The organism is Dyella thailandensis (assembly GCF_050749815.1).
GTDB lineage: Bacteria > Pseudomonadota > Gammaproteobacteria > Xanthomonadales > Rhodanobacteraceae > Dyella_A.
The window spans coordinates 3,127,156-3,148,864 of sequence record NZ_CP192735.1 but is presented as its reverse complement, the minus strand read 5'-3'; the positions used below and the strand labels follow the sequence as shown (position 1 = coordinate 3,148,864).

Annotated in this window: 12 protein-coding genes and 1 riboswitch; of the genes, 8 read left to right on the top strand and 4 right to left on the bottom strand. The window is 65.5% G+C overall.

What is annotated here, in order from left to right:
- Nucleotides 1–31: 31 nt before the first annotated feature.
- Together ACQVBX_RS14445 and ACQVBX_RS14440 are read left to right on the top strand one after the other, a co-directional pair.
- On the top strand, nt 32–1,630 hold the full coding sequence (locus tag ACQVBX_RS14445) for a tetratricopeptide repeat-containing sulfotransferase family protein (protein ID WP_431634961.1): 1,599 nt from the start codon (nt 32–34) through the stop codon (nt 1,628–1,630).
- 37 nt (nt 1,631–1,667) lie between these two features.
- Entirely contained in the window at nt 1,668–3,269 is a 1,602-nt protein-coding gene (locus ACQVBX_RS14440; protein ID WP_431638196.1) for a tetratricopeptide repeat-containing sulfotransferase family protein, read from the top strand.
- Between the two features lie 14 nt (nt 3,270–3,283).
- Here ACQVBX_RS14440 and ACQVBX_RS14435 read toward each other — a convergent pair whose 3' ends face one another.
- Both ACQVBX_RS14435 and btuB read right to left on the bottom strand, forming a co-directional pair.
- Complete coding sequence (locus ACQVBX_RS14435; protein ID WP_431634960.1) at nt 3,284–6,847, bottom strand: efflux RND transporter permease subunit; 3,564 nt, start codon at nt 6,845–6,847, stop codon at nt 3,284–3,286.
- Between the two features lie 335 nt (nt 6,848–7,182).
- Complete coding sequence (btuB, locus tag ACQVBX_RS14430) at nt 7,183–9,045, bottom strand: TonB-dependent vitamin B12 receptor (RefSeq protein ID WP_431638195.1); 1,863 nt, start codon at nt 9,043–9,045, stop codon at nt 7,183–7,185.
- A gap of 133 nt (nt 9,046–9,178) precedes the next feature.
- Nucleotides 9,179–9,410: riboswitch (cobalamin riboswitch) on the bottom strand.
- Between the two features lie 434 nt (nt 9,411–9,844).
- Between btuB and ACQVBX_RS14425 the strand changes: the two genes are divergently transcribed.
- A complete protein-coding gene (locus ACQVBX_RS14425; protein WP_431634959.1) occupies nt 9,845–12,907 on the top strand; it encodes a TonB-dependent receptor in 3,063 nt (1,020 codons plus the stop codon).
- 214 nt (nt 12,908–13,121) lie between these two features.
- Nucleotides 13,122–14,555 (top strand): hypothetical protein, encoded by a 1,434-nt coding sequence (locus ACQVBX_RS14420; RefSeq protein WP_431634958.1) that lies wholly within the window; start codon nt 13,122–13,124, stop codon nt 14,553–14,555.
- Between the two features lie 19 nt (nt 14,556–14,574).
- On the opposite strand, the gene ACQVBX_RS14415 is transcribed toward ACQVBX_RS14420, so the two are convergent.
- Entirely contained in the window at nt 14,575–15,327 is a 753-nt protein-coding gene (locus ACQVBX_RS14415; RefSeq protein ID WP_404629649.1) for a GntR family transcriptional regulator, read from the bottom strand.
- A gap of 245 nt (nt 15,328–15,572) precedes the next feature.
- Between ACQVBX_RS14415 and zwf the strand changes: the two genes are divergently transcribed.
- The 4 genes from zwf to eda all read left to right on the top strand — a co-directional run bounded on the left by zwf (nt 15,573) and on the right by eda (nt 20,402).
- The gene (gene zwf, locus ACQVBX_RS14410) at nt 15,573–17,039 is read left to right on the top strand and encodes a glucose-6-phosphate dehydrogenase (RefSeq protein WP_431634957.1); all 1,467 of its coding nucleotides are present in this window, start codon (nt 15,573–15,575) and stop codon (nt 17,037–17,039) included.
- Between the two features lie 105 nt (nt 17,040–17,144).
- Nucleotides 17,145–17,849: a 6-phosphogluconolactonase gene (gene pgl / locus ACQVBX_RS14405; RefSeq protein ID WP_431634956.1), complete on the top strand. Its 705-nt coding sequence runs from the start codon at nt 17,145–17,147 to the stop codon at nt 17,847–17,849.
- Between the two features lie 58 nt (nt 17,850–17,907).
- Nucleotides 17,908–19,725, top strand: coding sequence for a phosphogluconate dehydratase (gene edd, locus ACQVBX_RS14400; RefSeq protein ID WP_431634954.1), 1,818 nt, complete (start codon nt 17,908–17,910; stop codon nt 19,723–19,725).
- Between the two features lie 38 nt (nt 19,726–19,763).
- Nucleotides 19,764–20,402, top strand: a complete 639-nt coding sequence (gene eda / locus ACQVBX_RS14395; RefSeq protein WP_431638194.1) for a bifunctional 4-hydroxy-2-oxoglutarate aldolase/2-dehydro-3-deoxy-phosphogluconate aldolase — start codon at nt 19,764–19,766, stop codon at nt 20,400–20,402.
- Nucleotides 20,403–20,405: 3 nt separating this feature from the next.
- Here the strand turns inward: eda and ACQVBX_RS14390 are convergent, their stop codons facing one another.
- A complete protein-coding gene (locus ACQVBX_RS14390; RefSeq protein WP_431634953.1) occupies nt 20,406–21,689 on the bottom strand; it encodes an MFS transporter in 1,284 nt (427 codons plus the stop codon).
- Between the last annotated feature and the right edge of the window lie 20 nt (nt 21,690–21,709).

Here is a 21,709-nt window from a genome sequence, read left to right as displayed (position 1 = left end):
GCACCTTGGTGGGCCTCTGTCAGGTATCTGCATGACTGATCTTCCCTTGGACGAAGTTGCGCTCTTGTCACTTCGCCGACGCGCTGCCCAGCAAGTGGAACAGCGCGAATGGGCGGCGGCCCAGGCGTCGTTGGAAGTTCTCCGCGGCGCGACGCCCGATGACCCACGCCTGGCGCTTGATCTTGCTGCTGTAACGCAAGCTCGCGGACTTTTGCGAAACTCAACTGCCTTGCTTCTCGAAGCGGCGCAAGCGCCCGCCCCCGCTCCTGGGGTGCTCCTCGCCGCGACCAGAAATCTGTACTTCGCCGGCGAACTCGTGGCTGCACGGCACTGCCTGGATCGGGTCGAAGCGCGTGGGTCTCTGCCAACCGCGGCCTTGGTTGAACTCGCGCGCCTACGCTGGATGCTGGGTGAATACAGTCAGGCTTACGCGTTGAGCAGGCGGGCCATGGACAACGGTGCCGACACGCCCGATGCACATTACCTGCATGCGACCCTAGCGCAGTTCAATGGCGACCTCGACATTGCTCGGAGAGGCTTGCTCGAATGCCTGCGCACGTGGCCCCGGTTCGGAGAGGCGGCTGTCGCCTTGGTGAACCTCGAAAAGCAGCGCTCAGAAGAACGGCTGGAGCTTCTGGATAGCCATCTTTCCCGCTTGCGGGCCGATCCACCCGGCCCGGCGCAGCAACTGGCGATGGCGAACTTTCACGCCGCCCGCTTTAAGGTGCTCGATGATCTCGGCCGAGCCGAGGAGGCATGGCAGGCGCTGGAGCGTGGCAACGCCTTGATGCGGGCCCTACATCCTTATGACGCAGCGGGTGAGGCAGCTATATGTGAAGCTCTGCTGAGGACCTCGCGCCATCTTGCTGATCGTGTTGCGTCGCCCCCTCTTCAGCATGAAGGTCCGCAGCCGATCTTTGTCGTGGGTCTGCCCCGATCGGGTACGACACTGCTGGATCGCGCGCTGTCGAGCCACTCGTCCATTGTCTCGGCCGGAGAGATCAACGACTTTCGTCGCCAGTTGCGCTGGACGGCCGACGTGCCGGCGGCCGGCGTCGCTGGCATGCTGGAAGTCCTGCGCCGGGTGGATACCATCGATTTTCGCGAACTTGGTCGGCGCTATCTCGCGCAGACGCAATGGCGCGCGCCCGGCAAGCGCTGGTTTGTCGACAAGAATCCCATCAACGTGCGCATGGTGCCCTTCATCCGGCTCGCTTTGCCGCACGCCGTGATCGTGCACATCCATCGCGCACCTATGGATGTGTGCTACTCGAACATGAAGGCCATGCTCGGAGCATCCCCTGCGTACAGCTACGGTATGGAGTCGATGGCGCACTACTACCGCCTCTACCGCACGTTGGTCGAAAGATGGCACCAGGATTGTCCCGGTCTGGTGCACGAGGTGGCGTACGAAGACCTCTTGCGTGCCCCGGTGGCTACGCTCTCGGGAGTCCTCGCTCGTTGTGGCCTCCAGCTCGAACCGGCTTGTCTGCATCCGGAGCGCAATGCCTCTCCGGTGGCCACTCCGAGCTGCAACCAGGTACGCGAGGCGCCGCACCTGCGAAGCCTTGGCGAATGGCGAAGGTACGAGAGCCAGCTTGAGCCGCTGGCTGCGGCCCTGCGCGCATGAGCCGCGGCCTGCGTCGAGTATCACCGGTGAGACCTCAATGACAAACCCGACCTCGGCCAACGAGCTTGAACTGCGTCGGCGTGCAAGGCGGGCGTCGGATGATGGGCAGTACCCGATGGCCGAAGCGCTGCTGCGTGATTTGGTCCATCAGGCGCCGCGTGATGTTCCGGCTCGGATGGAGCTCGCTCAGGCCATTCTTCGTAATGGGCGCATGCGTGAGGCGACGCGGCACCTGCTCGAGGCGATCGCGTTCCTACCCAACGATGCGCCCTTGATCGCGCAGCTGGCCTGGCGCCTGTCGCTCCAAGGGGAAATTCTCGGTGCCCGGCAGTGTCTGGACCATCTGATGCGTGCACCCAATCCGCCGCCGCATGTCATCGCCGAGCAGGCACACCTGCGATGGATGCTGGGCGAAGTTTCGCAGGCGGCACGGCTCATGGAGATGGCGGCGAAGGGTGGTCTAGACGCGCCCGGGGAGTACTACCTTCGCGGCATGCTGCTGCAATTCGAAGGCCGACTGGACGAAGCGCAGCAGGTGTTGCTCGCGCTGCTGGACCGATGGCCGGAGCACGCCGACGCAGCAGTGATTCTCGCAAACCTGCATCGGCAGACGGCAAGTGCCAACCATCTCGACTTGCTGCGCTCATTGCAGTCTCGACTGCCTCCAGAGGCAGCGCACCCACGATTGCGCTTCATCCACGCCGAGTACCACTCGGCGCAGTTCAAGGTGCTCGATGATCTCGGTCAATGGGACGAGGCGTGGGCGCAGCTCGAACGTTGCAATCATGCGATGCATGTGCTGAACCCTTATGACGCACATGCGGAAGCTGTGCAGGTCGCAGCGCTTGAGGCGGCAGCTGCGGCTTTGCCAGCGCTGCCGCGCAATGATTCCCCGGCTGATGGACCCATGCCCATCTTCATCGTCAGTTTGCCACGCTCCGGATCCACGTTGCTGGACCACATGCTCAGTGCCCACAGCGACGTGGTATCCGCCGGCGAGATCAACGATTTCCAGCGTCAGCTGCACTGGGTTGCGGACGTATCGCCAACGCGCGCGGACAGCCTGTCTTCCATACTCGCCAAGGCCGACTCGATTGATTTCCAGCTGCTTGGTCAGCGCTACCGGGAGCAGACTTGTTGGCGCGCACAGGGGCGGCGCTTCTACATCGATAAGATGCCAATCAACCTTCGCATGGTGCCCTTCATCCGCCGGGCTCTACCTGCGGCGCCGATCTTGCATTTGGCGCGCGCGCCGATGGATGTCTGTTACTCCAACCTCAAGGTGATGTTCGGCAACACATCGGCTTACTGCTACGACATGGGCGCAATGGCCCATTATTACGGCCTGTACCGGCGTCTGGTGCGACGCTGGCATGCACTGATGCCCGGCGCGATGCTTGACGTGGACTACGCCGCCCTTGTGACCCAGCCAGAACAGACGCTCGCTCGTGTACTTGCCCATTGTGGCCTTGCCCTGGAGCCAGCCTGCCTGCGCCCGGAAGGCAATCCGGCCCCGGTGGCCACGCCTAGCAGCGCCCAAGTGCGTGAGCCGGTCCATACCCGGGCGCTGGAGCAGTGGCGGCGCTACGAAGTGCAGCTCGAACCACTGCGGCGCGCGCTCGGCTCCAACGACGGCTGACGTGCCGGCACTACTCAACCGTGGTGGCGCACGGGTTTCATGCGGGCGAAGCGGCGTGCGAGGAAGCCCTGCGCAGGCTCCCCAAAGTACGCCTTGGTGCGTGCGCTGAAGGTCGCCCAGGCAAGCGCGCCGACCAGGCCAAGCATCAGCGCAATGCCGACCGGATTGCCGCCCGGAGCGCCCGGCGGCGCCGTGACCAGCGCCACGATCTGACCGAGGGCGGGCAAGCCGAGTGCCACGGCGAACACGCCGAACAGGACGAAGCGCGCGCGCCGCCTGTTCTTGAGCAGGCGGATGGCGAAGGTCATCAACACGGCACCCAGCACGATCATCGCGATTCCCACGATCGGTCCCTTGCCACCGAGCTTCTCACCCAGCTTCGGGATCAGCGCCACTGCCGCGCCTCCCAGTATTTGCACCGTACCCAGCACGATGCTGCCAATCGCCCACCACCTCAGCCGGTTCGGCATCAGGCCCTGAGCGTGGCGAGCCAGGCGGTCATGGTCGAACAGATAGATCGCCGGGGTGCTCAGCAAAGTCAGCAGCTGCGATACCAAGAGGCCGCCAACAATGGCGATGCCCAGCGGCTGGCGCATCTCCGAGCCGATGCCGAAGCCGATCGCCAGCGGCAGCGCTGCGCCCATCGCCACCAGGGTGGTCATGGTGATCGGGCGGAAGCGCACCAGCGCGGCCTCGCGAATCGCCTCGGGCGGGCTCAGTCCGCCCTCGCGCTGGGCCACCAGGGCGAAGTCGACCATCAGGATCGCGTTCTTCTTGACGATGCCGATCAGCATCAGGATCGCGATGATCGCCATCAGCGATAGCTGTGTCTGCGTCACCAGCATCGCCAGGAATGCGCCCATGCCGGCGGCCGGCAGCGTGGAGAGAATCGTCAGCGGGTGGCCGAGGCTCTCGTAGAGGATGCCCAGCACGATGTACATCGCCACGATCGAGGCGAGCAGCAGGATCATCCCGTTGTTCTGCGCCTGCTGCAGGCGCTGGTTGTTGCCGGTGAATTCCACCCGCACGCCGTCGGGCAGGTTCACCGCATACGCGGCCTGGTTCACCAGCGCGATGCCGCGATCCTGGGTGACGTCCTTGGCCAGGTTGTAGCTGATCGTGGTGGCCTGCATCTGGTTGTGATGGCGGATGCGGGTCGGCGCGATGCTCGGCGCGATCTTCGCCAGCGCCGACAGCGGCACCATCTTGCCCTGGTCGTTGCGCACGTGGAGATTGAGCAGCGCGCCGGGACTCAAATCCTCGGCCGAGCCGGAAGTGAGGATGACGCGGTACTGGTTGATGTCCGAATAGATCACCGACACCTGGTTCTGCCCGAACGCGTTGTACAGCGCCGAATCGATCGTGCCCATGCCCACGTGCAGGCGGCCGGCGGCCTCGCGATCGACCAGCAGTCGCTGTTCCTTGCCGGTGTGCTCGAACTCGCTGCTGACGTCGCGGAATTCCTTGATGGTGCGCATCTGCCGCACCATCTTCAGCGTCCACGGCTGCAGGTCTTCACCGCTGGAGCTGATCAGCTGGAACTCGTACTGACCACCGTTGCCGCCGCTGCCGCCGCCGCCGAGGAACTGCGCCGCGCTCACCGAAACCTCCACGTTGGGCAGCGCGTTGTACTGCTTCGACAGCCGGTCGACGACCTGCTTGATGCCTTCCTTGCGCATGCCGGGGCCGTCGCCACGCGGTTTGAGGTCGACGAACATCTGCGCCGAGTTGCCCACCGCGCCGCCGAAGCCGTTGCCGCCCAGCATGGTCAGCTGGTCGAGCACAGCCGGGTCGCGCTTCATGATGTCGCTCACTTCGCGCGCGCGCTGCGTCAGCAGAGCCGGCGAGATATTGGTGTCCGCGCTGATGAATACCTGCAGCTGGCCGGTGTCCTCGTCGGGCATGAAGGTGCCGCCAGCGGTCTTCACCACGGCAAAGCCGAGCACACCGGTGAGGATCAGCAGCAGCAGCGGTTGCCAGCGCATCAACCGGCGGTGGTGCATGGCCCAGTCCAGCGCCCGCTCGTAGCGCGCGAGGATGGCGCGGTCGAAGCGCTCCACGGCCGCCTCGATGCGTCCGGGCGGCTTGGGCGGCACCGGCTCGTGCTTGAGCAGGCGCCCGCACAGCGCGGGGGTGAGGGTGAGCGAGACGATCGCCGAGATCACCACCGCCGCGGTCAGCGTCACCGAGAACTCGCGCAGCAGCATTACCAGCATGTTGTTGCCGAACAGCAGCGGCGCGAACACCGCCACCAGCGACAGCGTGATCGATACCACCGTGAAGCCGATCTCGCGCACGCCCTTGAGCGAGGCTTCCAGTGGCGCGTCGCCGTGCTCCATGTGGCGCACGATGTTCTCGATCACCACGATCGCGTCGTCCACCACGAAGCCGATGCACAGCACCAACGCCACCAGCGACAGCGTGTTGAGCGTATAGCCCAGCGCCCACATCGCCACGAACGCGCCGGCCAGCGACAGCGGCACGCTGAGCATGGCGATCAGGGTCGGGCGTACCCGGCGCAGGAACACCAGCATCACCAGCGCCACCATCGCGATCGAGATCAGCAGCGCGGTCTCCACCTCGTGCAGCGCCGACTTGGTGGTCTGGGTGAGGTCGAACACCGGGGTGATGGCAATGTTCGCCGGCAGCGAGCCACGCAGCTGCGGCAGCTTGGCGCGGATCGCCTCCACCGTGGCCACCGCGTTGGCTTCCGGGCGCTTGCTGATCTGCAGGCCCACCGTGTCGCTGCCGTTGAACCAGGCGCCCTGGTACTTGTCCTCCTGGCCGCCGTAGACCTTGGCCACGTCGGACAGCCGCACCGGCGTGCCGTTCTTGCTCGCGATCAGCAGCCGGGCGAATTCCTCCGGCTCGTGCAGCGCGTCGTTGGCAAATACGGTGTACTGCGTGCGCCCGTTGCTCAGGATGCCCTGCGGCGAGGTGACGTTGGCGGCGCGCAGCGCGTTGCTGACGTCGGTGGGGGTTAGCCCCTTGGCGGCCAAGGCGGCGGTATCCAGCTCGATCCGCACCGCGTGCGGCGTGCCACCGAACACCTGCACCTGGGCCACGCCGGGGATCTGCGCCACGGCCGGCTTGAGCAGGGTGTCGGCCAGATCGAACAGCTTGTCCTGCGGCAGGCCGCTGGAGGTCAGCGTGATGAACAGGATCGGGATGGTGGCGGTGTCGAACTTGAAGTACTGCGGCGGCACCGGCAGGCCGGGAGGCAGGTCCGGCGCGGCGGCGTTGATCGCCGACTGCACGTCGCGCGCAGCCTTGTCGGCGGTGCGGTCGAAGGTGAAGCGCACCATCACCGAGGCGGAGCCCTCGCTGGCGTTGCCGTACATCTCATCCACGCCCGGGATGCGCCCCAGGTGCCGTTCCAGCGGCGCCAGCACGGTGCTGGCCATGGTCTGCGCGCTGGCGCCGGGCTGCTGCGCCACCACGTAGACACCCGGGAACTCCAGCGACGGCAGCGCCGCCACGCCCAGCAGCAGGTAAGCGCAGATGCCGGCCAGCACCAGCCCCGCAGCGAGCAGGGAGGTGCCGACCGGGCGGCGGATCATGGGGGCAAAGATATTCATGGCGCTTCCGTGGGCCGCGGGCGGTGCGACCGAGCTGCGCATGATCGCGCAAGCCTCTCGGACAGGGCCCGGGCCGCAGGGTTCAGAGTGACGGACATGCGCGCTTTATGCCCGCTGTCCCCGCACAGTGTATGTGCCTGAAGTCCCCACCGTGTCGAAAGGCAGGGGCCGTTGCGGCTGGCCACGGCCGAGGCCGGTGGCTCGGCCGCGAGCCATCGGGTCCTCGTCGTTCGGTTTCGCCGTGGTACGGCGGCGCTCGGAGCGAACACATCAGGCGCAAAACTCTGCCTGGCTGCCCCGAGCGCGCCTTGGGCGCACTGCTGCGTGGGGTCGCCTCAGGAGCGCGGGCGGTAACGCAAGGTGAGATACCAGCTGCGGCCGGGCTGGTTGAAGTAGTAGACCGTCTCGTAGTGCCGGTCGAAGGCATTGGCCAGTCGTCCCTGCAGCTCCCAGCCGGGCGCGAAGGCATAGCTGGCGCGCAGGTCGGCGGTGGCATAACCGTCCAGCCGCTGGGTGTTGGCGATGTTGTCGTAACGCGCGCCGGCTACGTTCCAGGTCGCGCCTACGCTGAAGTCGCCGAAACGGCGGTCCAGATCGACCCGCGCGGTGCGCTCCGGTCGCCGCGGCAGCCAGTGGCCGTCGTTCGGACCGCCGTCGTCGTTGCGCGGCTGCTGCCAGGTCAGATAACCCTGCCAGCGCCAGCCGGCCAGGGTGGCCCCCAGCTGACCCTCGATGCCGCGGATACGCGCGCGGCTGATGTTCAGCGGGAAGTAGTTGCTGTCCAGCGCGATCAGCTGGCTGATCCGGGTCTGGTAGGCATTCAACGCCCAGTTCCAGCCGTCGCCCTGCTGCGTCACGCCCAGCTCGGCGCTGCGTGAGGTTTCCGGCTTGAGGTCCGGGTTGCCGCTGCCGTAGGGGTAGTACAGGTCGTTGAACGTGGGCGCGTGGAAGGCGCTGCCGTAGCTGGCCGACAGGCGCAGCCCGTGATCGAGCCGGTAGCCCCACGCGGCGGCGCCGGTGTCGTGGTTGCCGAACTGGCCGTTGTGGTCGTGACGCGCGGACACCTGCAGCTCGTGGCGGCCGAACGTGCCCTGATACTGGGCGAATACGCCGGTGTCCTGGCGGGTGCTGGCGAGGTAGCCGGTATCGCTGGACAGATGCTCCTGCTGATAGTCGGTGCCCAGCGTGAGCAACTGGTTGTCCGCCAGGCTGAAGTCGTTCTGCCACGAGGCCTGGTTGCGGCGCGAATCGGAGTAGCGCAGGTAGACGCCATCGTTGTACGTGGTGGCCTTGTCCAGGTTCTGACCGGCGCCGAGGGTCAGCTGCCAGAACGACAGCGGCCGGAACGTGAGGCGCATGCCGGCCACCTGCTGCACGTTGAGCGCCTGGTTGCCGTAGGGCGCGCCATCGAACTCCACATAGTTGCGGCTACGCAGCCAGGTGCCGGCCAGCTCGGTGCCGTCGTCCCAGCGGTAGCCGGCGTTGGCCAGCGCGTTGTAGTTGCGGAACGCATCCTTGTCCGGCTCATTGGCGAAGCAGCCGGCGAACACCGTGCCGGCGCCGTCGCGGCAGGCGTTGATGCCGCGCGTGTACTGGCCGCCCAGGCTGAGGTTGTACCAGGCGTGCCGGTCGCCACCGGACAGGCCGACCTGGCCGCCCACCGTGCCGCGGCTGCCGGTGGTCAGCGCAAGCGACGGCGCCATGTCGCCGTCGGCGTGGCCGTGCCGGGTGAACACCTGGATCACGCCGCCGATCGCATCGGCGCCGTACAGGCTCGAGCGCGGCCCGCGCACCACCTCGATCCGCTCGATCTGCTCCACCGGAATCTGCTCGAACGCCGCCAGCCCGGCGCTCACCGTGCCCACGCGTACGCCGTCGACCAGCAACAGCGTGTGCGAGGAGTTGGTGCCGCGCAGGAACAGCGAGGTCTGCTCGCCCATCCCGCCGGACTGCGCGAAGGTGACGCCGGGCAGGCCGGTCAGCACGTCCATCAGCGAGGTCGGCTGCAGTCGTTCGATGTCGGCCCGCGTGATCACGCTGACCGACGACAAGGCATCGTCCACCGTGATCGCCGTGCGTGTGGCGGTGACGATCACCGGATCGATCGCCGTGCCGTCAGCCTGCTGTGCCTGCGCACCTTGCGTGGCGGCAGCAAAGAGCGCGACGGCCACGGCCGTCGCCACGAGATTCCTGTTCATCATGCGATTTCCTTCGCCGTGCACCCGCGCGCGGCTCAACAAGGGATGAGCTGGCAGGACATCGGGGGAAAACACGGCGACAGACGCACGGCGTGGCCGCGATCCGTACCGCAGCCTCGCCCACCGCGAGCCGCCAGGACAGTCGAATCGGGCCGGTCTCCGGGCTTGCGAGCGACATGCGGGGGGCCGCATGTTCCGGACCACGCCTTCCCATGCCTAGGCACAGTGGCTTTTGTGGCCCGGCGATTCACTCGCCTACCGTTGCGGGGGCAGCGCCGGACTGGTTGCGCGCGAACGCGCGACGCACCGGCTTCCCGTTTCATCCCGGCCGGACAGGCTGGGACACCCGAAACCCCATCAAGTTAATGGCGCGTGGCTCTTGCCGCAACTCTGCCCCGTCACGCGCTCCGGTTTGTCATCACGTCTACAGGTTACCCATCCGGGGATGGCAACTATCTAGGACGCATTTAGAGCATGAGCAGGATCATCCGCAGCCGTTCGCACCCAGCAATTGACCCACCATGGACCGCCGAAGAAAGCCAACTGCCCGGAGCCCTGCGCCACTAACCGATGAACCAGGAGGCATGCGCAACTTCTCTGAAGCGACGTGCACGACCTTACATACCTGTGATCGGCACGCTAAGAAGATGTTGACGGCTGCGGGTCGGCAGCCTATGTTCATGAGGCAGCAGGGGTGGGATACAGCTGCGCCGGCAGCACTGAAGCCTGATTAATTCAGTGAAATCAAGCTGATACACGTGAGCCCTCTGATGTGGGGCCGATTTGGGGAGAGTTATTAATGACGCAACAAAAGACGCAGCCAAAGCATCGTGCGCCGATGAAGTACACGGCGCTTGCTTTCGCACTGGCCAGCACCCTGTGGGGCGGCGCCTCCTATGCACAGAGCACCGCGGGCGATATCGCCGGTACGGTGACTTATGCGCCAGGCGAGACGGTAGTCATCAAGAATCTGGATTCTGGTGCATCCAGAACCGTCACGGTCGGCGCTGACGGGCGCTTCTACGTCACTGCTCTACCGAGCGGCCGCTATTCAGTCCAGGCAATGCAGGACGGCAGCGCGGGCAGCAGCGCCAACGTGACTGTCGCCGCAGGTAAGACCAGCCAAGTCGCGCTCGGTGCCACTGCCCAGAACGCGCAGACTCTCTCAAGCGTGACGGTTTCGGCGAATTCGATCCCTGCCATCGACGTCAGCACGGTAGAGTCCCGTACGACCTTCACGGCCACTCAGCTGAACAGCCTTCCGGTGCCTCGCGACGTGGTCAGCGTCGCAGCCCTGACGCCGGGCACAGTGAAGGGCAATGCGGGCTTTGGCAATCTGCCCTCGTTCGCCGGTTCGTCGGTGGCTGAGAATAGCTACTACGTGAACGGGTTTAACGTCACGAATCTCTATAACAACCTGTCGTTTGGCCAGGTGCCCTATCAGGCCATCGATCAGCTGGACGTGCAGACCGGCGGTTATGGCGCGCAGTACGGCTTCTCCACTGGCGGCGTCACCAGCGTCAATATCAAGCGCGGTACCAATGAGTGGAAGGGCGGCGTGAGCTGGACGACGGCGCCGAACTGGGCACGAAAGACCGCCCCGACTGTTTATCGCGCGAACGGTACGACGTATCGCTCGTACAATAAGAACACCAGCAACGACAATATCTACACCGCTTGGCTCGGCGGCCCGCTGATCAAGGACAAGTTGTTCATTTACGCCTTGGGCCAGTTCGAAAAGTCGACGAGCAATTCGTACAGCAGTGCATCGTCGTCCAGCCTCCTCAACAATTTCACCGGCGCTTCGGCCGTGAACTCGACGACCAAGAGCCCCTACTGGGTCGTGAAGCTCGACTGGAATATCAACGATAGCAACCACCTCGAGTACACCGGTTTCAACAACACGGACAACACCACGGCCGGCTATTACCAGGCCGCCTATACCGATGGCGTCCCCAATCGCGGCAAGTATCTTGGTGATCTGCATACGAAGTTCGGTGGTACCACCAACATCTTCAAGTACACCAGCTACCTGACCGACGACCTGACCCTCTCTGCCCAGTGGGGCAAGATGGACAGCAACAACTCCACCTACTCGGTGACGCCGGACGGCATCTATACGCGCTACAGCGGCGACATCAACGCGCCGGACTCCGGTTGCCCATACATTGCTTATAACGGCAATCCATGGGGCCCCGCTAGCTGCGCGATTGTAAGTTCTATCGACATCTACGGTGGCAAGGATCAGCGTACGGCGTGGCGCGCCGATCTTGATTGGCGTCTGGGCGATCACGACATCGGCTTCGGTTATGCCGATGAGAAATGGAAATCCGACGCTGGCTCGACTTACTCCGGCGGCAATTACAACCTGTACTTCTCACAGCCGGTGGGTGCTGACCCGGGTGTCGTCATCCAATACGCGTTCAAGACCGGTGGTTCTGTCGAAATTGATCAGAAGTCTTGGTATGTCGAAGATCATTGGCAGACGACTGACCGCCTGATGCTGTATGCAGGTATTCGTAACGATAGCTTCAACAACAAGAACGGCGCTGGCGGCACGTTCGTGAAGCAGAACAATATCTGGCAGCCGCGTTTGGGCTTCTCGTGGGACGTGAACGGCGACTCCACGTTCAAGGTCTTCGGTAGTGCGGGTCGTTATTCGCTGCCTATCGCCGCCAACGTCGCGCTGCGCGGCGCAACGGCGTCGCTCTACACCGAAGACGATAGCTACTACTCGTCTATCAATCCGGACGGCACGCCTGTCCTCGTCGGTAACAAGGGTGACCTTGGTCACTATGTTTACAACGGTGAAGACGGCACTACGCCGAATCCCAAGGCGGTCGCGACCAAGGGGCTCAAGCCCTATGTCCAAGACGAGTACATCGTAGGCTTCCAGAAGTCGCTGGAGAGCAGCATCGACTTCTTCAACGACTGGACCGTGGGCGCGAAGCTGACCTACCGCAAGCTGCGTACCTCGATTGATGACACGTGCGATTCTCGCCCGTTCTTCGCGCTCGCGCAGCAGAATGGCGTCGACCAGGCTTGGCTGGATCAGGCTGGCGGCGATCCGGAGGCAGCGCAGTGGGCGGTTCCGCCCGGCATGGTGGGTTGCTGGATCTACAACCCCGGCAGTGCTCTGCAGCTGACCACCACTCTGGACGGAAGCCCCAAGACGTTTGACATTACCATCCCAGGAAGCGCCCTAGGTCCGAAGGCCAAGCGTCAGTACCAGGGTCTCGTGCTGTCCGCCGAAAAGCAGACCGACAAGTATTACGTGAATATCTCGTATACGCTGTCCAAGAGCTTCGGCAACACCGAGGGCCTGGTGAAGTCGAACAACAACCAGGACGACACCGGAACGACGGCTGACTTTGACTTCCCGGAGATCATGCGGGGCGCGAACGGCTACCTGCCGAACGATCGTAGGCACAGCTTCAAGCTGTATGGTGGTTACAAGTTCACGCCTGAGTGGTCCGCTGGTCTGAATCTGCTTGTGCAGTCGGGTACGCCGATCAGCTGCTACGGCGGCGGCGGTGGCACCTTCGACACGCAGTACGGCTACGGCGCTCAGTTCCATTACTGCAACGGCAAGGTGAGCCCGGAAGGCACCTCGGGCCGCACGCCGTGGACGTGGACGGTCAGTCCCAACGTCGTCTACCAGCCGGCGTGGGCGCGCGGTCTAAGCATGCAGCTGTCGGTGCTGAACCTGTTCAACAACGACCAGCCGCTGTTCGTCAACGAGGCTGCTGAAACGATCTCCAACTCGGGCCGTAAGACGACTTATACGAACTATAAGTTGCCCAAGTACTTCAATACTCCGCGTTATGCTCGTTTCCAGGTGCAGTACGACTTCACGCTGTAATCCCTGGTATTGCAGCTGAAAGTGAGAAGAGGCCACCAATCCTTGGTGGCCTCTTTTTTTTGTTATGCCTATGGGCGAATGGTATCTCGCTATCTCGCTCACGCGAACGACAATGCCCACAGCGGTTTCCCCACGACGCGTCCTTGCTTCTAGGCAGAGTGCGGGAATCCGGCATAAACTACATGCAAATCCAGAAATGGCGGTGGCAGCGGTCATGCCTCGATCAGTGATAGCGTTGCTTTGGAAATCCCTGGTTACAGGAATTCTGGCCCTCGTAGCCTCACAGTCCTTTGGTGCTCCGCAAGTGACTGGCAGCGCCTTTTTAGCTGGGCTGCAATCTCACAAGGGGGAGGTTGATCGCTTCCTCTATATCAATAGGTATATAGATTCTCATTCGGGCCCTGATCAGAATTTGGCGAAACAGTTTCTGGCGTTTTCAGAAAACGAACTGGGCCTTTACAGCGAGGCGCTGAGAGATTTCCCCATGCGGAATGAATTACCTCCAAAGGTAAGTCTCCCGCTCTCAGATGACTGGCGCGCTGTGGACGCAGTCCAAGCTATAGCTGCCAGCGCCGTCGGAAGGCGCATCGTGATGGTGAACGAGGTGCACCATGATGCGCACACCAGACTTCTAACGCTGCAGCTCCTGCCGGTGCTGCGAAAGGCTGGGTTCAAGTACTTCGCGGCGGAGGCTCTTACCAAGGACATGGGGCATTTGTTGACCACGGGGTATCCAACAAGAGCGTCCGGCAGCGAATACATTCAAGAGCCGATCTATGGCGATATTCTCCGGGAGGCAGTCAGGCTAGGCTTTATCCTGATCCCATACGAAGCTGATTCATCCGATCCGGAGGTTAGAGATTCGGAGCAGGCGCGAAATATCTTCCGGAAGACCTTTGCTAAGGATCCAGATGCACGTGTCTTCGTTCATGCAGGTTACGCGCATATTGATAAGATCGTAGGCCGGCTTGGCAACAGTGTTCGCCCGATGGCAATGGAGCTGGCCGCGTTGAGTGGCTACAGTCCACTCTCCATCGATCAATCGGATGTCCGGGAAGACTCTCCTCAAGCCGAATTGAGGTCACTGCGAGCGGCCTCGCGGCAGGTGGAAAATAGCCGCGTGAAATTTGATCCAGCGTTTATTTCCCTGCTGAGGACGGCAAAGAAAGCAGAGGTTGATCCCTATCACCAGATAATTGACCGATTTCATCCAGGCGAGCCTGTTGTCTTGGAAAGCAAGGCGGGGACGTATTGGTCGGCGAGGCCGCGCGCCTACGACATGAATGTCGTGCTGCCTCTCTCCAACAAATTTGAATCAAATTATGATCTTGGCCCAATTTATCTAGAGAACGGCAATGAAAGGACGCTGGTCCTGCCGCCTGCCAACGGCGGAAACCGGCCAGTCTGGCTTACGATAAATGGGGGGCGGCGCGCAATTGGCATTGATGCGGGCGAGTGCCGGGGTGCGTTACCTTGTCTTGTTGAGGCTCGGTACGGGGGAGAGCCCTCCGACGCCGTAAGCGCAGACCGTTATCTGTTTTTGAGGCGTGGACAGAAGTCTTCGCTATTCTTGTGGCCAGGGCAATATCGCATTGAGGCGTCGAGCGTTTCCGGAGAGACGGTAGCTCGCACAGTAATCGTCCAGTGACTTGCTGCTTCCCGCAGGCTCAATCGGTATGCAGTTCCGCCACGAAATCGTAGATGTCGCCGCGGTACCAGGAGCTGGTGAATTCGACGACGCGGCCGTCGTCGAGGAAGCTGCGGCGCTCGATGCTGAGGCCGGCACTGTTGGTGGCCACGTGCAGCAGGCGGGCGTGCTGGGCGTTGAGCAGCACGGCGCGTAGCCGCTGCAGGGCGCGGCGCGGGCGGCAGCCGCGTTTTTCCAGTGCTTCATAGAGCGAATCGTCGACCAGCATGGGGTCGGGCAGCAGGATCGCTGGCACTACGCTGCGTTCGATCGCCAATGGCTCATCGCCCGCGTAGCGCACGCGGTGCAGGCGCACCACCGCCACGCCGGGCGACAGATTCATCGCCATCGATTCTTCCGGCGTCACCTCGCCGATGCCGCGTTCGAAGAATTCCGAGCGAGGGTTGAGGCCGCGGGCGCGCAAGTCCTCGGTGAAGCTGGTCAGGCGCGACATCGGCTTGATGATGCGCTCGGCGACGAACGTACCGGCGCCGTGGCGCTGGGTCAGCAGTCCTTCCTCCACCAGCCCGGCGATCGCCTTGCGCACCGTGACGCGCGACAGCGCCAGCACGCGGGCCAGGTCGCGTTCGCTCGGCAGCGCGTGGCCGGGCTCGATGTCGCGATGCTCGATGACGTTGCGGATCGCCCGCCGCAGCCGCAGGTACGCCAGCGGCTGGTGGGTGCCGGGGTCGCGCGAGAGCCGGCGATATTCTTTGGCGAGAGCGGTTTCCATACCGCGACCATACCAATTTCAAACCAATGGCCGCAAGACACGCGCCGCCGGACATGCCACTTTTATCCGGGTCCGCCAGGCAGGGCGCGGATGCGATAGTTGCAAACGAATACATCCGCTGGCGCGGCCCTGATCGGACGGTTCCGGCTGGTGCCAGCTGGTATGACACTGGTACGATCAGCGGCCTGTTCCCAGCTGCGCGGCTGCGCGGTGGCCTTCTCCCCGTTCCACGCGAGGTGCCCGTTGTGAGTCCTTCCCATCCGCAGGTTCAATCCTTCGATCTGGTGATCTTCGGCGGCACCGGCGACCTGGCCGCGCGCAAGCTGCTGCCGGCGATGTTCCATCGCTTCATCGACGGTCAGATCCCCGCGGACAGCCGCATCATCGGCATTGCCCGCGAAGCCACCGACGACGCCGGTTACCGCGCCCAGATGCGCAAGGCGCTCGCTGGCGACGGCAGCAAGGCCGACCAGATCGAGGCGTTCCTGCAGCAGGTGTTCTACCGCTCGCTCGACGCGCGCAAGGACAACGGCTGGGACGATTTCGCCGCGTTGCTGGCCGAGCGTCCGGACAACGTGCGCGTGTTCTATCTCTCCACCGCGCCGGACCTGTTCATCGATATCTGCACCCGGCTGGGCCATTACCGGCTCAACGAGGGCGAGTCGCGTGTGGTGCTGGAGAAGCCGATCGGTCGCGACCTGGAGAGCGCCAACCAGATCAACGACGCGGTCGGCCGGGTCTTCAGCGAATCGCAGACCTATCGGATCGATCACTACCTCGGCAAGGAGACGGTGCAGAACCTGCTGGCGCTGCGCTTCGGCAACGCGCTGTTCGAGCCGCTGTGGAACGCCGAGCACATCGACCACGTGCAGATCACCGTGGCCGAGACGCTGGGCGTGGGCAACCGCGCGGCCTATTACGACCATGCCGGCGCACTGCGTGACATGGTGCAGAACCACATGCTGCAACTGGTGTGCATGGTGGCGATGGAGCCGCCGTCCTCGCTCTCGCCCGATGCGGTGCGCGACGAGAAGCTCAAGGTGCTGCGCTCGCTCAAGCCCATCGACGATTCCAACGCCGCCCAGCTCACCGTGCGCGGCCAGTACCGCGCGGGCGCCGCCGAGGGGCAAAGCGTGCCGGGCTACCTGGAGGAGCTCAATGGCGCCAAGAGCCACACCGAAACTTTCGTGGCGCTGAAGACCGAGATCGCCAACTGGCGCTGGGCCGGCGTGCCGTTCTACCTGCGCACCGGCAAGCGACTGCCGGAACGGGTCTCCGAGATCGTGGTGGCGTTCAAGGCGGTGCCGCATTCCATCTTCGATCCTGCCGCCGGCCCGCTGGCGCACAACCGGCTGGTGCTGCGCCTGCAGCCCGACGAAGGCGTGAAGCTGTGGCTGACCATCAAGCACCCCGGCCCTGGCGGCCTGCGCCTGCGCCACGTGCCGCTGGACATGAGCTTTGCCGAGGCCTTCGGCGTCTCGCAGCCGGATGCCTACGAGCGCCTGCTGCTCGACGTGGTGCGCGGCAACCCCACGCTGTTCATGCGCCGCGACGAAGTGGAGGCAGCATGGCGCTGGGCCGATCCGATCCTTGAGGCCTGGGCCGCCAGCAGCGAGGCGCCCAAGCCGTACACCGCCGGCACCTGGGGGCCGAGCGCCTCGGTGGCGCTGATCGAGCGCGATGGCCGCACCTGGAACGAGGACGGCGAGTAGGCGGGAGGTGAGCCCGATCGTTGCCGTGTTTCACCGCGCACTGCATCGGGCTCCTCCAGCCTGTGGCTGCGTAGCCGCATCCCCCGTCTCGCCGAATGGACGTCCATGTTGAACATTGCCACCCACAACTTTACCGATTGCCACGCGCTGGCTGACGCGCTGGCCGAGCGCGTGGCCGCCCGCCTGCGCGAGGCCATTACCGCGCGTGGCAAGGCGCTGCTGGCGGTCTCCGGCGGCAGTACGCCGAAGCATTTCTTCGAGCGCCTGTCGCACGCCGAGCTGGACTGGGCGCGCGTGCAGGTGACCCTGGTCGACGAGCGCTGGGTCGCCGAATCCAGCGAACGCTCCAACGCACGGCTGGTGAAGTCGCTGCTCCTGCGCAACGCCGCGGCGGCAGCCACCTTCGTGCCGCTGCATCAGGACACGCCCACCCCGGAAGACGGCCTCGCCGCATTGAACGCCTCGCTCGACGCGCTGGCGCTGCCGTTCGACGTGGTGGTGCTGGGCATGGGCGAGGACGGCCACACGGCCTCGTTCTTCCCCGGCGGCGACCGTCTCGCCGAGGCGCTCGACCCGGCCGGCACCGCGCGCGTGCTGCCGATGCGCGCCGCCGGTGCCGGCGAGCCGCGCATCACCTTCACCTTGCCGGTGCTGCTCGATGCCGGCGCGCTGTTCCTGCACATCGAGGGCGAGGCCAAGCGCCGCGTGCTCGCCGACGCGAAGCTCGGCCTCGGCGCCGGTCGCGACTACCCGGTGCGCGCCGTGCTGGCGCAGGCGCGCGTTCCCGTCTCGGTCTACTGGTGCCCGTGAGGCGCCGCCGCGGAGCGCGCGTCGATCGCGCGCCGCATCCAGCTACAGGAGTGATTCGATGAGTTCCCTGCACCCCGTCGTCCGCGAAGTCACCGAGCGCCTGCGCGAGCGCAGCCGTGAATCGCGCGCGGCGTACCTGGCCAAGATCGCCGCCGCGCGCGGTGACGGCACCCACCGCCAGCACCTGTCCTGCGGCAACCTCGCGCACGGCTTCGCCGCCTGCGGCACCGACGACAAAGCCGCGCTACGCGCCGGTCGCACGCCGAACATCGGCATCGTCACCGCCTACAACGACATGCTCTCGGCGCACCAGCCGTACGAGCGCTATCCGGAGCTGATCCGCGCCATCGCGCGCGAGGCCGGCGCCACCGCGCAGGTGGCCGGCGGCGTGCCGGCGATGTGCGACGGCGTCACCCAGGGCCGCGCCGGCATGGAGCTCTCGCTGTTCTCGCGCGACCTCATCGCGATGGCCACCGCGGTGGCGCTGTCGCACGACATGTTCGACGCCGGCCTGTACCTGGGCATCTGCGACAAGATCGTGCCGGGCCTGCTGATCGGCGCGCTGGCCTTTGGCCACCTGCCCGGCGTGTTCGTGCCGTCCGGCCCGATGCCCAGCGGCATCACCAACGAGGCGAAATCGAAGGTGCGCCAGGCCTATGCCGAGGGCAAAGCCAGCCGCGAGGAGTTGCTGGAGGCCGAAGCGGCCGCGTATCACGCGCCCGGTACCTGCACCTTCTACGGCACCGCCAACTCCAACCAGATGCTGATGGAGATCATGGGCATGCATTTGCCCGGGGCGAGCTTCGTGGCCCCGGACACGCCGCTGCGCGATGCGCTCACCGCCGAGGCGGTGCGCCGCGCGGCCGCAATGAGTGCTCTGGGCGAGCAGTATCTGCCGGTCGGCCACATCGTCGACGAGAAGTCGGTGATCAACGGCGTGATCGGCCTGCATGCCACGGGCGGCTCCACCAACCACCTGCTGCATCTGGTAGCGATGGCGCGCGCAGCCGGCGTGGAGCTGCGCTGGGAAGATTTCGACGCACTGTCCTCGGTGGTGCCGCTGCTGGCGCGCGTGTATCCGAACGGCTACGCCGACGTGAACCAGTTCCACGAGGCCGGCGGCATGGCCTTCCTGATCGACCAGTTGCTCTCGCAGGGCCTGCTGCACGGCGACGTGAAGACGGTCAACGGCACCGGCCTGCACGGCTACGCCCAGGTACCGGTGCTCGACGCGAAGGGTCAGCTGGCATGGCAGAAGGTGTCCGGCGAGAGCGGCAACCGCGGCGTGCTGCGCGCGATCAGCGAACCGTTCCGCGCCGACGGCGGCCTGCGCCTGCTCGACGGCAACCTCGGCCGCGGCGTGATCAAGGTGTCCTCGGTACCCGACGACCGCATGGTGATCGAAGCGCCGGCGATTGTGTTCAACGACCAGGACGAAGTGCGCGGCGCGTTCGAGCGCGGCGAGCTCAACCGCGACTTCGTCGCCGTGGTGCGCTTCCAGGGGCCGCGCGCCAACGGCATGCCGGAGCTGCACAAGCTCACCCCGACGCTGGCCCTGCTGCAGGACCGCGGCCACCGCATCGCGCTGCTCACCGACGGGCGCATGTCCGGTGCTTCCGGCCGCGTGCCGGCGGCGATCCACGTCACCCCCGAGGCCGAGGCCGGCGGCGCGCTGGCCAAGGTGCGCGATGGCGACCTGATCCGCCTCGATGCAGTGAAAGGCACGCTCAACGTGCTGGTCGACGCCGCCGAATTCGCCGCACGCCCCAGCGTCACCCTGCCCGACCACTCGCACCACGTCGGCATGGGCCGCGAGCTGTTCGGCCTGTTCCGCAACAACGCCGTCACCGCCGATCTCGGCGCCGGCGTGCTCTGATCCCAACGCATTCCCGGAGTGAAGCCGTGACGCAATCGATGGAAACCAAGCAGGCCCAGGTCGAGGCCACCATGCGGCTGGCGCCGGTGATCCCGGTGGTGATCATCGACGACGTGGCCGCCGCCGTGCCGATGGCGCGCGCCCTGGTCGCCGGCGGCACGCCGGCGATCGAGGTGACCCTGCGTACCCCCGCGGCGCTGGACGCGATCCGTGCCATCGCGCAGGAAGTGGAAGGCGCCGTGGTCGGCGTCGGCACCGTGCTGCACGCCGAGCATCTCGCGGCCGCCAAGGCCGCGGGCGCGCGCTTCGCGGTGTCGCCGGGCGTGTCGCCGAAACTGCTCGATGCGGCCGACGACAGCGAGCTGCCGCTGCTGCCCGGCGCCGCCACCGCCAGCGAAGTGATGACGCTGATCGACCGCGGCTACCGCTTCCTGAAATTCTTCCCGGCCGTCCCCGCCGGCGGCACCAAGCTCATCGGGGCGTGGGCCAGCCCGCTGCCACAGGTCAAGTTCTGCCCCACCGGCGGCATCAGCCTGAGCACCGCCTCGGACTTCCTCGCCCTGCCCAACGTGCTGTGCGTGGGCGGCTCCTGGCTGACCCCGGCCGACAAGCTCAAGGCCGGTGACTGGGCGGCCATCGAGTTGCTCGCTCGCGAGGCGGCTTCGCTGAAGGGCTGAACCTCAACCGGTCTGCGGCGCGGCATCCTGCGAGCGGATGCTGCGCAAGGCGGGGCTGGTCAGGCAGCCCAGCGCGATCGTCGTCAGCGCGAGGCCGGAGGCCACGAACAGGCCCGGCAGCGACATCAGCTTGAGCAGGGCGCCCGCGCCCGCCGCGGCCAGCGGGCCCAGGCCGAGGAAGGTGAACATCAGCACGCTCATCGTGCGCCCGAGCATGTTCGGCGCCACGCGCCGCTGAATCCAGCTGATCAGGGTGATCTGGATCACCCCGCCGAACAGGCCGGTGAAGCCGAGCAGGGCGGCGGCGAGCACCGTGGAATGCACGCCGGCCAGCGCCACCAGCGCCAGGCCCACGCTGGCGTCGAAGCACAGGATCATCGCGCCCAGATGGCCGCGCACCCGTCGCGCCACCCAGCCGGAGGCGAAGCCGCCCAGCAGCATGCCGCCGCCGTTCGCCGCCAGCACGATGCCCAGCGAGGTGGCGCCGTGGTCCAGGCGCGTATCGGCGAGTACCGGCAGGCCGACCTGGGTCGGGCCGGTGACGAAGATCGAGACCACCGCCGCGTACAGCATGAACGCGCGCAGCGGCGGATCCGCGGCGATGCTGCGCAGCCCACCGAGCACCTGACCCAGCACGCCGTGCTGCGTGGCAGTCTGCGGTGCCGCCGGCTGCAGGCGCACCAGCGCCAGCGACACCAGCGAGCAGGCGAAGCTGGCCGCGTCGATGGCGAACGCCCAGCCCAGGCCGTGCGCATCGGCCAGGGCGGCCGAGCTCGGCGAGGCGTGCGCGCCGGCGCCGATCACCACGCCGGCCAGCGCGGGCCCCACGAACAGGCTGAGCTGGCGCATCCCCATCATGGCGCCGTTGGCCTGCTGCAACTGCTGCGGCGCCACCACCGACGGCAGCAGTGCCGAGCTGGCCGGGTAGGCGAACGCGGTGGCCAGGCCGATGCCCAGCGCCAACGCGTACACCCACGGCATGCTGATCGCGCCGGTGAGCACCATCGCGGCCAGCGCCGCCACCATCACCGCGTTGGCGCCGCGCGCCAGCAGCAGCACGGCGCGCGCCGAGAAGTGGTCCACCACCGCGCCGCCGATCAGCATGAACACTGCGCGCGGCACCGCCATGGTGGCCAGCACCAGGCCCAGAGCGCCCGGGTCGCCGGTGAGCTTGAGCACCAGCCAGGGCAAGGCGACCAAGGTGAACTGGTCGCCGAACATCGACACCGTGCTGCCGCCGAACAGCAGGCGGAAGTTGGTGTTGCGGGAAAGCGCGGGTTGCGACATGGGATCGTCTCGAGGAAAGG